We start from the raw sequence: 14,296 nt of genomic DNA on the forward strand, positions 1-14,296 counted from the left end.
TCAAAAAATATCGCATTTATTGAATGATGATTTTTTAAAAAAACTTAGGATACTTAATTAAGTGAAGTAGACGTTTTAGTGTCTATCTGAGAGACATTACTTAAAGAAGATATGTCATTTAAAGAAATAGTAGTAGGTCTTAAAGCAAAGTTAACTTCGGTTGGCTCTAATGAATTAACATGAATTTTTATTTCTTCAGATTCATAGCCAACAAAATCACATACTAATGTATAATCCCCCTCGGCAACATTTTCCAAAAGAAATAAACCAGTTACATCGGAGTCCGATTGTATTTCTGTGCCTTTAATTGAAACATTTGCAAAAATTAAAGGCTCATTGATTAATTCTTTATCAAGCACTTTTCCAACAATCATGCCTGCGTTTTGTGCAAAGCCAATACTTGAAAAAGTTAATAATAATAAAGTAATTAAGTGCTTCATAAGTTCCAATTAAATCTTATTGCAAATAAATAGCTTTACTATTATTCAGATGTTATGTAATTATTAAACAACTGTCATTAAAATGTTATCTTAATGTTATGTAATTTTCAGTTTCATTTTTATTGAATTTAGTTATCTTGGCTGTGATTAAAATAACAAGATGAACTGGGAACAATTATTATCTTTAAAACGATTTGGTGACACTAACAAAAGAATAAGAAAAGAACAAGATGAAACACGTCTTGGGTTTGAAGTAGATTATGACCGTGTTATTTTTTCTTCTGAGTTTAGAAGTCTTCAAGATAAAACTCAGGTTATACCATTATCACAAACAGATTTTGTACACACGCGTTTAACGCACAGTTTAGAAGTTAGTGTTGTTGGGAGGTCTATAGGAAGAAAAGTTGGGCAAAAATTATTAGAAAAGTATCCCCATTTACAAACGGTTCATGGCTATCAAGCAAATGATTTTGGTGCTATTGTAGCGTCAGCCGCTTTGGCTCACGATATTGGAAATCCTCCTTTTGGACATTCTGGAGAAAAGGCCATTGGAGAATTTTTTAAAACAGGAAATGGAAAAGCATTTAAAAGTCAGTTAACAGATAAAGAGTATCAAGATTTATGTGATTTTGAAGGAAATGCTAATGGGTTTAAAATTTTAACCGAAAGCAGAGAAGGAAGAGATGGCGGTTTGCGATTAAGTTATTCGACACTTGGTGCTTTTATGAAATACCCTAAAGAATCGTTACCAAAAAAGCCAACGAATCATATAGCTGATAAAAAATATGGATTTTTTCAAAGTGAAAAAGAAGCATTTGTTGGTGTTGCGGACGAATTGGGATTATTAAAGAGAAGTAAGACTGATATAAGCTATTCCCGCCATCCTTTAGCATTTTTAGTTGAAGCTGCCGATGATATTTGTTATACGATTATAGATTTTGAAGATGGAATTAATCTCGGTCTTATTCAAGAAGAATTTGCGCTTGAATATTTAATTAATTTAGTGCGTGACACTATAAACACAAAAAAATATCATCAACTAAAAAATACGCAAGACCGAGTAAGTTATTTAAGAGCCTTAGCAATAAATACATTGATTAATGAAGTTGTTGCCATTTTTATGGATCATGAGGATGCTATTTTAAAAGGAGAATTTAAAACGGCTTTGTTGGATAAGAGCAAATATGAAGCTCAAATAAATGATATAATAAAAATAAGTGTTGAGAACATTTATAAATCGGAGGAGGTTATTGATAAAGAAATTGCAGGTTATGAGATTTTAAAAAATCTTTTAAGTGTATATACAACAGCAATTAATAATATGTTTAATGGCAACGCATCTAATTATGATAAACTTATTTTAAATAGATTGCCAAAAACCATGAAACTAGATGATGATCGTTTATATAAACGCTTATTATCTGTTTGTAACTACATCTCATTGCTTTCTGATAGCAATGCTATTTTAAATTATAAGAAAATAAAAGGAATCCATTTTTAGTATTATCGAATATTTTTAAATATAGACGTATCTTTAATTGCAAAAAATCGTAAAATGAAAAAAATATTACTTTTATTTTTAGTATTCATCCTTTCAGGAAGTTTATTATTTATTAATAAAAATGATTCTCACAAGGCTAATGAAAAATTAGCAGATTTAAGACAAAAGCATGAGAATTTTTTAAGAAATAGCCCTTTTAAAGAAACCTTGAAGATGTCTAAAGAAGAGAGAAAAGGATTAGGATTGCCTCCAAATAAATATGCAGAACGGCAATGGGAACTTACTATGAACCCAGAAACAGGTAAGCCAGAGCCAGAAAAGTTGTTTAAGCTTCAACAGGAATTAAGCCAACGCGCTTTGTTTTCTAAAGTTCCTGGAGAAAATAGTAACAACTGGGTTGAAAGAGGTCCTAACAATGTTGGCGGTAGAACAAGAGCCATCATGTTTGATCCTAACGACGCTACAAACAAAAAAGTTTTTGCAGGTGGTGTTAGCGGAGGTTTATGGGTTAATAATGATATTACAGACGCCAATTCTTCTTGGTCTTTAGTAAACATGCCAGAAAACCTAGCAGTTTCCTGTATTACTTATGATCCTAATAATACAAATACTTTTTATGTGGGTACTGGCGAAAGTTATGTTCAGGGTACGGTCAACGGAAATGGATTATGGAAATCTACAGATGCAGGGAATAATTGGTCTAGAGTATTGGGTGGGGCTACTGCAAACGGAGAGGGAGCTAAAGTTATTGTTAATTCTCCAGCAGGTATTGCAGGAGATTATGCTGCAATACAAGCAAGTTTTGGAGAACCACTTACTTCGATAATTGGAAATTTAGTTTTGGTTGATGATGGGACCGCTCTTACTCCAACTTTAGGTTGTAATCCATTAGTGAATTCTGGCGAAATTGCTGGAAATATTGCTGTAATAGAGAGAGGATCGTGTTCTTTTGATATAAAAGTTAAAAATGCAGAAAACGCTGGAGCTATTGCAGTTTTAGTTGTAAATAATGTTGCTGGAGGACCAATAATTATGGGAGGAGATGATTACACAATTTATATACCAGCCTTAATGGTTTCTCAGGCCGACGGACAGGCTATAATTACTGAATTAGGAAATACGGTAAATGTAACGATTGAACCTGATGTTATACCAGCCAATGCGGCACTTTCTTCAAGCTCAGGAATTCAACATATAAACGATGTTGTTGTAAGAGATAATGGGGGTGTCAGTGAAGTATATGTTGCAGCAGCAGCTAGTGCGTTTGTTCCTAGTTATTCCAGTGGGCAATTAGGATTTTTTGGCACCAGTGCTTATGGACTATATAAATCTTCAGATAACGGAACAACGTTTGAGTTACTCACTTTACCAATAAACGGATCAAATAGTGCCATACAGCCTAATGATATTGAAATTGGGGCTGATAACAAGGTTTGGATTTCTACAACAAGAAGTTTTGTGAGTCCATCTGACCCAGGAGGGCAAGTTCTATCTTCTGCAGACGGCATAACCTTCACACTCGAAACCGCAGTAGCAAACGGCAGACGCACAGAAATTGCAGTTTCCAAAACAGATCCTAATAAAATTTATGTGTTAGCTGAATTAACTTCTGGTACTAATGCCGTGGAAATAATAAGTACTGATGATGGATTTGCAAATCAAACATCACTCCCATTGCCAAATGATGCAGATACGGGTATACCTGAAACTGATTTTACGAGGGGTCAAGCTTACTATGATTTAGTAATCGAGGTAGATCCTACAGATGATAATATTGTTTACACTGGTGGGATAGATTTATTTAAAACTACCGATGGAGGTTCAACATGGAATCAAATTTCTAAATGGTCAAACAATAATGCCTTAGCAGGGCTAAATGTTTCATATGTTCATGCCGATCAGCACGCTATGGCTTTTGGAAACAACTCAGCATCAACTTTAATGTTTGCTCATGATGGAGGTGTTTCGTATTCTTCAGATGCTGGAACCACAATATCTGAAAGAACAAAAGATTATAGTACAATTCAATTTTATAAAGGAGCATTAGGTCCTGACGTTAGTCCTAATGAAAGAATACTTGGAGGTTCACAGGATAATGGAAATTTAGAATCAGGGGTATCTACAATGCCAGGAGCAAATTCGTTTAGTGATATTGAGAACGGAGGAGATGGGGCATACGTATTCATTGATAGAGATAAGAATTATATGATAACCTCATATGTTTATAATAATTATCAATATCAAGACTATAATAATCCAACTGGTCAAATATCTGTATATGATATTGTTGCAGATGAAAATTCAGGAGATTTTATTAATCCTGCCGAACTAGACGATATTAATGATATATTATATACTAATGGTTCATCTGGCACAACGTATCAAATTAATAGGTATATATTAAACATAAGGGGAGCAACAGCATCAAATTTCACTAATGTTTTGTTGGACGCCAATCCAACAGCATTTAAAGCGTCAGAAAACCCATCAACTACCTTGTTTATTGGTACTGAAAACGGAAAGCTATTTAAGGTTGAAGGGGCAGACAGTGCATCTGTTTGGAGTGAAATTACTGGTAACGACTTTTTTGGAAGTATTTCCAGTATACAATTAGGGGCTAGTGAAATGGAAATATATGTTACCTTTTATAATTATGGGGTACAAAGTATTTTTTATTCCCAAGATGGAGGTGCTTCATGGCAAAATAAAGAAGGGAATTTCCCAGATATTCCGGTAAGAGCGATTATGGCAAATCCTTTAAATAGCAACGAGGTAATTATTGGAACTGATTTAGGTGTTTGGGGAACTGCCGATTTTAGTGCTACCAACCCAAATTGGGTACGTTCTCAAAACGGGATGAAAGATGTAATTATAACAAGTTTTGATTTAAGAACTGTTGATAATACAGTTTTAGCATCAACTTATGGTAGAGGGATGTTTACAGGGCAATTTACGGCAGAAGCAAGTACACTATCTACTAAAAATTTTGATTTTAATAATGCTATTAAAGTTTATCCAACCATCTCTAATGGTAATTTTAAAGTTGCTGCTAGTAAAGAAATTAATAATGGAATTTTAAATATTTACGATTTAAATGGTAGAGAGGTTTATGCATCTAACATAGATTTTAATAGAAGCCGAATACAAAATATTTCACTTAACACATCAAGTGGTATGTATATTGTTAAGTTTAAATCTGATAACAAAGTATCTACATATAAAATAGTTATTAAGTAATTAATAATATACTATCCTAATAAAAAGAGGGGTGGAGTAGCGTTTAGCTGCCCCTTTTTTTAATTAAATTACTTATGTAGCTTTTTAAGTATTCTGAGTTTAAGCACACAGATTCTTGTAATTCATTAACAGTACCATGCTCTATAAAGCTATCGGGTATGCCTAAAAGGTTAATATTATTTTTATAGTTATTTTTTGAAGCAAACTCCAAAATCGCACTTCCAAAGCCACCTTTTATTGAATTGTCTTCAATGGTTATAATAGTGTTGTAATTTTTAAAAATAGCATGTAATAATGTTTCGTCTAAAGGTTTAACAAATCGCATATCGTAATGCGATATGTTTAAATTTAAAACAGCTTCGACAACATTTTTTGCTATGGTGCCTATACTTAAAACAGCAATAGTATTTCCTTTTTTAAGTTGAACCGCTTTACCAATTTCAATTTCGGTAAAAGGTTGTTTCCAATCTATAGTTATACCGTGTCCTCGTGGGTAACGAATAGCAATAGGAAGGTTTAAACCAAGTTGAGCGGTGTACATAATGTTTCTGAGTTCTACTTCATCTCGTGGTGCAAAAATAATAAGGTTAGGAATGCATCTTAAGAACGATAAATCAAAAACACCATGATGCGTTGCACCATCTTCGCCAACCAAACCTGCACGATCTAAACAAAAAACAATCGGTAATTTTTGGAGAGCCACGTCATGAATCACTTGGTCATAGGCGCGTTGTAAAAATGTTGAGTAAATATTACAAAATGGAATTAAACCTTGGGTTGCCATACCTGCCGCTAGAGTAACGGCATGTTGTTCTGCAATACCAACATCAAAAGCACGTTCTGGTATTTGCACCATCATATATTTTAAAGAACTTCCAGTAGGCATGGCAGGTGTAATACCTACTATATTTTTGTTCTCTTTAGCAAGTTCAACAAGTGTAAAACCAAATACATCTTGATATTTAGGGGGCTGTTTGATATCAGATTTAGAATACACATCACCTGTTTGTGCATTAAATTTTCCTGGCGCATGATAGGTTACCTGGTCATCTTCGGCCTGTTTTAAACCTTTTCCTTTGGTGGTTATAACATGTAAAAACTTAGGACCTTTTACGTTTTTTAAGCGTTCTAATTCTGAAATAATAGCGTGAATATCATGTCCGTCAATAGGGCCAGAATAATCAAAATTTAAAGCTTTAATAATATTATTGCGTTTTTGAGTGCCTTTTTTAACATTGGTTAAATATTGTTTTAAGGCACCAACACTTGGGTCTATTCCTATGGCATTATCATTTAAAACAACCAATAGATTAGCGTCTGTAACACCTGCATGATTTAAACCTTCAAAAGCCATACCGCCAGCAATTGAGGCATCTCCTATAACGGCAATATGATGTTTATTATCTCCTTTTAGTTGCGACGCAATAGCCATTCCTAAAGCTGCAGAGATTGACGTTGAGGCATGCCCAACCCCAAAGGTATCATAAATGCTTTCATCACGTTTTGGGAAGCCGCTCAAACCCCCTGCTTGCCTGTTGGTGTGAAAATCATCACGTCTTCCAGTTAAAATTTTATGCCCGTATGCTTGGTGACCAACATCCCAGATAAGTTGGTCGTCAGGGGTGTTAAACACATAATGAAGCGCAATTGTTAATTCAACGACACCTAGGCTAGCCCCTAAATGGCCTTCTTTGGTGGCTACTATATTAATTATAAACTCACGTAATTCTTTGGCAAGTTGAGGTAAGTCTTCTTGTTTTAAAAGGCGGAGTTCTTTGGGTGAATCAATCAAGGCTAGATATGATTTTTTCATAGTACAAAAATAATGCTTTTTAAATAGGTATTTTTTAAATAAAAATATTGTTCTCAAAGAAAGTTTACGTAACAATAAAGTCTTAAAATATAAAATTCGTTTAATAATTACAGATTAATTATTTTTTATTTAAGCAGTTAGTTATTTTTACTAAAAAAAATCGCAAAAACATGAGAAAAAAATTAAAAGTTATTGTTCTGTTCTTCTTTTGGACTCAATTGTTCATGGCGCAATCACCACTTAAAGAGTCTAAGCATGCATCATTAATAACTAATTATCTTAAAAGTAATTTAAAAATGGCGAAGTTCTCTAATACAGATTTAGAGGATTTATACATTAATAAAGAGATTATTACTCAAAAAACTGGGCTTACAAATATGTATTTGAATCAGCGTTATAAGGGAATAAAAATTTTTAATGCCATCTCTACTGTTGGAATAAAAAATGAAAACATATTTCATTTTGCCTCTAAGTTTGAAACTAATATCTCTGAAAAGATTAATACGGTAAAGGTGGCAATAGGTCCTTCAGAAGCGGTTGGCAAATTTGCTAGTCATTATAGGTTAGGAAGTACGGGTAATTTAGATATACTAGAGGAAACAAATAATAAGGTGGTATTTTCAAAGGGTAATGTGTCGCAAGAACAAATCTCTGTTGAAAAAGTATACTTTAAAGATAAAGATGGTTTATTAAAACTCGCTTGGGATTTGAATATTCTAACAATTGACGGAAGACATTGGTGGAGTGCTAAAGTCGACGCAATTTCTGGGAAAGTCTTAAATGTTGATGATTGGATGCTGTCTTGTAATTTTGGGAATATAAATCATGCAAATCATAATTATTCACTAAAATCAAGTTTTAATTTATTCGAAACTAAAACGAATATGATGGTAGATGGTTCACAGTACAATGTGTTCTCATTTCCAACTGAAAGCCCAAACCATGGACCAAGAACCATAGAGTTAGAACCTTCTGATGCTATTGCCTCTCCATTTGGATGGCATGATGATGATGGTGTAGCAGGTGCTGAATATACAACAACCCAAGGAAATAATGTTATTGCCCAAGATGATTCTGATGGGAATGATGGGACGGGATATCAGCCAGACGGCGGAGCTTCTTTAAATTTTGATTTTGCTATAGATTTAAGTAAAACGGCGTCAGCATCAATAGATGCTTCCATTACAAATTTATTCTATGTGAATAATATGGTTCATGACATTATATATCAATATGGATTTGATATTGCCACTGGGGCTTTTCAAGAAAAACATTATCAAAGACAAAATTTTACAGGAGCTGGTGACCCTGTATTCGCAGATGGGCTAGATGGTTCGGGGCTAAATAATGCTAATTTTGGAACTCCACCAGATGGAACTAGTCCAAGAATGCAGATGTTTTTATGGAATTCTTCAAATGGTAATGCCCTTACAATAAATGGAGGTTCTCTTGACGGTGGGTATGTTGGCCTTCCTGCTGGATTTGGAGGAAGTCTTTCAGAAGAAATACCAGTTACTGGCGATTTAGTTTTGAGTATTGACGATGATGCTGGAGATTCAACGGATCCTTATGATGCCTGTGATGCTATTATTAACGGTGCAGAATTAGTTGGTAAAATAGCGTTAATTAATCGAGGAACTTGTGAGTTTGGTGTTAAGGTGTTAGCAGCACAAATTGCTGGTGCTATAGCCGCAATTGTAATAACTGACGATAGACCCGTTACTACAATGGGTGTAGGTGCAACAAATCCTAACAGTGTTATTATACCAAGTATTATGATAAGTAGAGAAGATGGAGATGCCATTATAGCTGCTTTGAACAATTCTGAAACTTTAAGCGCATCATTAATTCAACCACCTTTTATTGATGGAAATTATGATAATGGAGTAATTATACACGAATATGCTCATGGTATTTCTAATAGGTTAACTGGAGGAGCCACTGATGTGAGTTGTTTAATTCAATGTACAGAACGAGATGAAAATGGAAATTGTATCCCGGCAACGAGAACTGAACAAATGGGAGAAGGCTGGTCTGATTGGTTTACACTAATGCTTACTATGAAAGCCTCTGATGTTGGAACTACAGGACGTGGTGTTGGAACTTTTGATCTTGAGCAACCAACAGATGGCCCTGGTATTAGACCATATCGCTATAGCACAGACACTTCAATTAATCCATTAACTTATAATGATTCAAATAATACAGCGGCCATTAGTGCACCTCATGGTGTTGGTTCTGTATGGTGTACAATGCTCTGGGATTTAACATGGGCTTACGTTGAAAAATATGGATTTGATTCTAATATTTATTCGGGTACTGGAGGTAATAATAAAGTGATGCAAATTGTTATGGATGCAATGAAATTACAGGTATGTCAGCCAGGATTTGTTGATGGAAGAGATGCTATTTTAGCTGCTGATGTAGCTTTAACAGGTGGTGAAGACCAATGTATGATATGGGAAGTATTTGCGGCAAGAGGTTTAGGTGTAAATGCTGATCAAGGAAGTTCATTGTTAAGAACAGATCAAGTTGAAGATTTTACGATGCCAGACCCTAGTGATCCTTCTTTATTATCTTGTACAACCTTAAGTTCAGATTCTTTTAATTCTAAGGATTATAGAGTATATCCTAACCCTACGAATGGTAGACTAACTATAAAATCTGGTAAAAGTTTAGGAGATGTTATGATAAATTTATTTGATATTAATGGCAGACAGGTGTTAACTAAAAAGGCAACCTTGATGGGGGAAGTAGAATTAAATGTGAGTAATTTAAAATCGGGTCTTTATATACTTAATATAAAAGGCGATTTTATAAATACGAATGAAAAAATAATTATAAACTAGATTTATATAAAATCCATTAAAAAAAGACGAATCAATTGATTCGTCTTTTTTATTTTTGCTTTTATGATACAACCTTTTGATGATTCCTATTTTATGAAAAAGGCCCTTTTAGAAGCAGAAATTGCTTTTGAAAAGGGGGAAATTCCTGTTGGTGCTGTGATTGTTATTGAAAATAGAGTGATTGCAAAAGGGCATAATTTAACAGAAACCTTAAATGATGTTACGGCACATGCCGAAATGCAAGCTATTACGGCTGCTGCTAATTTTTTAGGCGGAAAGTATCTTCAAAAGTGTACCCTATACGTCACCCTAGAACCTTGCCAAATGTGTGCTGGTGCTCTGTATTGGAGTCAGATTTCGAATATTGTTTATGGCGCTAGAGATTTAGAACGTGGTTGTATTAATTTAAAAACTAAACTACACCCTAAGACTGCTATAACTGGTGGTGTTTTGGAAGAAGAGGCAGCCGAGCTTTTAAAACGATTTTTTATTGAAAGACGAAATTTAAATTAATACTTTTTTTCTTCTTTTTGGTTTTCACGCATCTTATCTAAATTTTCTTTGGTAAGCATGTAGTCCTTAACGTTTTTACCTTTCCATCTATGATAAGAAAATAAAGGAAAAACGATAAAAAACAGACCTAAAACTCCAAACCCAATCAGTTTTTGTGAGTGTTCAAAATCCATCAGATATCCAGTAAGAATGCAACCAAGAGATGCTATAAGAGATATGGAAATAAGATATTTCATGTTATTAAGTAAAGTTTATTAATTGCCGTCTATAAGCGGTTAAAAGTTTAGATTTAGAAATATAGCCATGATATTTGCCATCTTTAATTACGGGCAGATTCCATGCGCCTGTAGATTTAAATTTCTTCATAATGTCATTCATAGAATCTACATCATAATTAATAATACCCGCATCTGCATGCATAAGCGTAGAAGCATCAACTTTGTCGTATAAGTTAGAATCAAACATGATATGTCTGATATCATCCAACCGGATAACACCTAAGAATTCATGATCGTCATTAACTACGGGGAAATGATTTCTTGATGACTTTGCTACAGCTTTTTTTAAGATATCACCAAGTTTCATATCGGGGTTGAGAACAATAAAATTGGTTTCTATTACCTTATCAATATCAAGTACCATGAGTACATTCTGATCTTTGTCATGTGTCTTAAGTTCACCTCGTTCTGCCAGTTTTAATGTATAGATGGAGTGGGAAATATAATGTTTAGTAATAGAAAACGAAATGGCAGCAACAATCATTAGTGGCAGGAATAACTCATATCCACCGGTTATTTCAGCAATTAAAAAAATGGCAGTTAATGGCGCATGTAAAACACCAGCCATTAAACCAGTCATCCCAATTAATGTAAAATTGGATTCTGAAACTTCAAATCCTAAACCAACATTATTAATAATTTTAGCAAAAGCATTGCCTAAAGAGCTTCCCATTACTAGCGTAGGAATGAACAGACCACCTACGCCGCCAGCTCCAAATGTGGTTGTCATTGCAATCGCTTTAAATATTGCGATGCCCAGTAAAAGGCCAATAACAATCCAGATGTTTGATAAATCTACTTCAAAGGGGGTTATACCAATAGCAGCAATATGATCACCTTTTAAAAGGTTGTTCATAATACCATACCCTTCACCATATAACGGAGGAATAAAAAATAGCATGGTACCGATGGCTAACCCACCAATTAATAACCGCAAAGCACGACTTTTAAATTGTTTAAAAAAGTTAGTAATGGTGAAAAATACTTTTGAAAAATAAACAGATGCAAAGGCTGTAACCAAACCTAATACCGCATAAAAAGGAATATCGTTAATTTCAAATTTATCAATTAATTCAAATCTTAGCAACACATCAGTTCCTAAAAACATATAAGATGTTACAACCGCTGAAATAGATGCCAATAAAAGAGGGACTAGCGAGGTAAATGCGATATCAAAACTAAATATTTCAACTGCAAAAACTATGGCAGCAATGGGAGCTTTGAACATGGAGGCCATAGCTCCGGCGGACGCACATCCTATTAAAAGAAGCCTGGTTTTAGTATTCATGTGGAATAACCGTGCAGCATTAGAGCCTAATGCAGCGCCAACACTTACGGCAGGTCCTTGTAAACCAACCGAGCCTCCAAACCCAGCAGTAAGTGGTGCCGTAATTAGCGAGGCATAGATATTATATCTTGGGATTATACCATTAAGTTTAGAAATTGCATGAAGCGTTGATGAAATACCATGACCAATATGTTTTTTCAACCATATTTGTTTTATAATATAAACCAGAACCAGACCAATTATTGGAAAAATAAAGTATAATGTAATCTGGTAGTTTTTAAAAAAACTTAATTCAAAAAGTAATCGAATTGAATGCGTAAGGTTCTTGAGAACTACGGTACCCATACCTGCAAGAAATCCAACTAAAATACTGAGTACATAAACAAATTGACGTTCGGAAATATGTTTATATTTCCAAATTAAAAATTTGAATAAAAGACTTTTAGAATTATTAGGTGACATTTTATAAATCTACTAAAAAAGCAAATACAAACAATTTTTTTAATTTATCAAAACTTAATATGAAGCATTTTGGAATGATTTCAAAATAGAGAATTAAAAAAATAAAAAACGTAATTATTAATTAGTAAACTTAATTAACTGTCTTCTGTAAGCGGTTAAAAGTTTAGATTTAGAAATGAATCCCATATAAACATTGTTTTTAACAACTGGTAAATTCCAAGCGCTACTATCCTGAAATTTCTTCATAATGTCGGTCATTTTATCTTTATCAATATCAATAATTTCAGGTGCTGGTTGCATGACATCGTGTGCTCGTATCTCTCCATATAAATCTTGATCAAACATTATAGATCTTATGTCGTCTAAAAGAATAATACCAACAAACTCTTTGGTTTTAGCATGAACAACGGGAAAAATATTTCGTTTAGATGGTATAACAGCTGTATTCACAATTTCCCCTAAGTTCATATTGGGTGTTATGGTTGAAAAATTGGTTTCAATAACTTTATCAATATCCATAAACGTTAGTACGGCATGGTCTTTATCGTGGGTTATTAACTCGCCTTTTCTACCAAGTTGCATATTATAAACAGAATGCGGACTAAAGTGTTTGGTAACGCTAAAAGAAATAATCGAAGTAATCATTAACGGTATAAAGAGCTCATAGCCTCCCGTTAATTCGGCAATTAAAAATATGGCAGTTAGAGGTGCGTGAAGTACACCGGCCATAAGTCCTGTCATACCCACAAGGGTAAAATTAGTTTCTGAAATAGGACTGCTGAATAAACCACAATTATTAATAATTTTGGCTAGACAGTTGCCCATTATACTTCCCATAAAAAGTGTTGGAGCAAAGATCCCTCCAACACCACCAGCGGCAAATGTTAAGGCGCTTGCAATAATTTTAAAAAACACTAAACCTGCCAATAATAAAATAACAATCCATATGTTAGTGACATCAAAGTTTATAAAATTGTTTGTTAAAGCTTTTTCAGGATTACCAGCAATTAGTTTATTAATAACATCAAAACCTTCTCCAAATAGTGGTGGAATTAAATACACTAAAAGGCCCAAAGCGATACCTCCAAAAATTAATTTCTTAATGGGTGAATTTAGTTTATCGAATAGTTTTTGAATGCGTTCATACGCTTGAGCAAAATAAATGGAAACCAAAGCAGCTACTAAACCTAAAGCCATGTAAAAAGGCGCATCTGAAATAAAAAATTTATCTTCAATTTTAAAAGGTAATAACACATCATCTCCAAAGAAAAAATAGGAGGTTAGAATCGCTGAAAGTGATGCCAACAAAAGCGGTAGCATTGATAAAAGCGTTAAATCTAAGCTAAACACTTCAATAGCAAAAATAATAGCGGCAATAGGAGCTTTGAAAATAGATGATAAAGCGCCAGCCGCTGCACAACCAATTAATAAATTTCTGGTTGTTTGATTCATATGAAACATTCTAGAAATGTTAGAACCGATGGCTGCTCCTGTGGCTACCGTTGGTCCTTCAAGTCCCACAGACCCTCCAAAACCTACTGTAAGAGGCGCTGTTAAGATTGAACCAAACATTTGGTATTGTTTTATAAGTCCTTTACGTTTAGAAATAGCATAAAGTGTTGTTGGAATACCATGACTTACTTTGTGTCTAATAATATATTTTATGATGAGATATACTAAGGTTAAACCAATGAGAGGAAATACAAAGTAAAACGCATGATGATAATACTTAACGACTTTACCTTCCAACAGATGCTGAATAAAGTGTGTTAGGTTTTTTAAAACAACAGCTCCTAAACCAGAAACAAACCCAATAACGATACTTAAAATGTATACAAACTGCGTATGTGAAATATATTTGGCTCTCCAAATTAAGACACGCTTTAAAATGGTTTCTTTTGGCATACTTATAAAA

9 protein-coding genes are annotated in these 14,296 nt (G+C 33.9%); 4 read left to right on the plus strand and 5 right to left on the minus strand.

Annotated elements, in window-relative coordinates; all coding sequences use genetic code 11:
• Positions 1-53: 53 nt before the first annotated feature.
• The gene (locus AC15TD_RS05345; RefSeq protein ID WP_484451100.1) at positions 54-440 is read right to left on the minus strand and encodes a carboxypeptidase-like regulatory domain-containing protein; all 387 of its coding nucleotides are present in this window, start codon (positions 438-440) and stop codon (positions 54-56) included.
• A gap of 160 nt (positions 441-600) precedes the next feature.
• Here AC15TD_RS05345 and AC15TD_RS05350 point away from each other — a divergent pair, with 160 nt between their 5' ends.
• A complete protein-coding gene (locus tag AC15TD_RS05350) occupies positions 601-1,941 on the plus strand; it encodes a deoxyguanosinetriphosphate triphosphohydrolase (protein ID WP_484451101.1) in 1,341 nt (446 codons plus the stop codon).
• Positions 1,942-1,995: 54 nt separating this feature from the next.
• Positions 1,996-5,178 (plus strand): PA domain-containing protein, encoded by a 3,183-nt coding sequence (locus AC15TD_RS05355; protein WP_484451102.1) that lies wholly within the window; start codon positions 1,996-1,998, stop codon positions 5,176-5,178.
• A gap of 43 nt (positions 5,179-5,221) precedes the next feature.
• Here the strand turns inward: AC15TD_RS05355 and dxs are convergent, their stop codons facing one another.
• On the minus strand, positions 5,222-6,991 hold the full coding sequence (gene dxs, locus AC15TD_RS05360) for a 1-deoxy-D-xylulose-5-phosphate synthase (RefSeq protein WP_484451103.1): 1,770 nt from the start codon (positions 6,989-6,991) through the stop codon (positions 5,222-5,224).
• Positions 6,992-7,161: 170 nt separating this feature from the next.
• Between dxs and AC15TD_RS05365 the strand changes: the two genes are divergently transcribed.
• Together AC15TD_RS05365 and AC15TD_RS05370 are read left to right on the plus strand one after the other, a co-directional pair.
• Positions 7,162-9,840 (plus strand): T9SS-dependent M36 family metallopeptidase, encoded by a 2,679-nt coding sequence (locus AC15TD_RS05365; RefSeq protein WP_484451104.1) that lies wholly within the window; start codon positions 7,162-7,164, stop codon positions 9,838-9,840.
• A gap of 63 nt (positions 9,841-9,903) precedes the next feature.
• The gene (locus tag AC15TD_RS05370; RefSeq protein WP_484451105.1) at positions 9,904-10,353 is read left to right on the plus strand and encodes a nucleoside deaminase; all 450 of its coding nucleotides are present in this window, start codon (positions 9,904-9,906) and stop codon (positions 10,351-10,353) included.
• Here AC15TD_RS05370 and AC15TD_RS05375 read toward each other — a convergent pair.
• The 3 genes from AC15TD_RS05375 to AC15TD_RS05385 all read right to left on the minus strand — a co-directional run bounded on the left by AC15TD_RS05375 (position 10,350) and on the right by AC15TD_RS05385 (position 14,286).
• Positions 10,350-10,589, minus strand: a complete 240-nt coding sequence (locus AC15TD_RS05375; RefSeq protein WP_484451106.1) for a hypothetical protein — start codon at positions 10,587-10,589, stop codon at positions 10,350-10,352. The genes AC15TD_RS05370 and AC15TD_RS05375 overlap by 4 nt on opposite strands.
• A 4-nt stretch (positions 10,590-10,593) precedes the next feature.
• Complete coding sequence (locus AC15TD_RS05380; RefSeq protein WP_484451107.1) at positions 10,594-12,381, minus strand: chloride channel protein; 1,788 nt, start codon at positions 12,379-12,381, stop codon at positions 10,594-10,596.
• Between the two features lie 117 nt (positions 12,382-12,498).
• The gene (locus tag AC15TD_RS05385; protein ID WP_484451108.1) at positions 12,499-14,286 is read right to left on the minus strand and encodes a chloride channel protein; all 1,788 of its coding nucleotides are present in this window, start codon (positions 14,284-14,286) and stop codon (positions 12,499-12,501) included.
• Positions 14,287-14,296: the final 10 nt, after the last annotated feature.

The sequence above is a fragment of the Yeosuana sp. genome, from assembly GCF_057126245.1.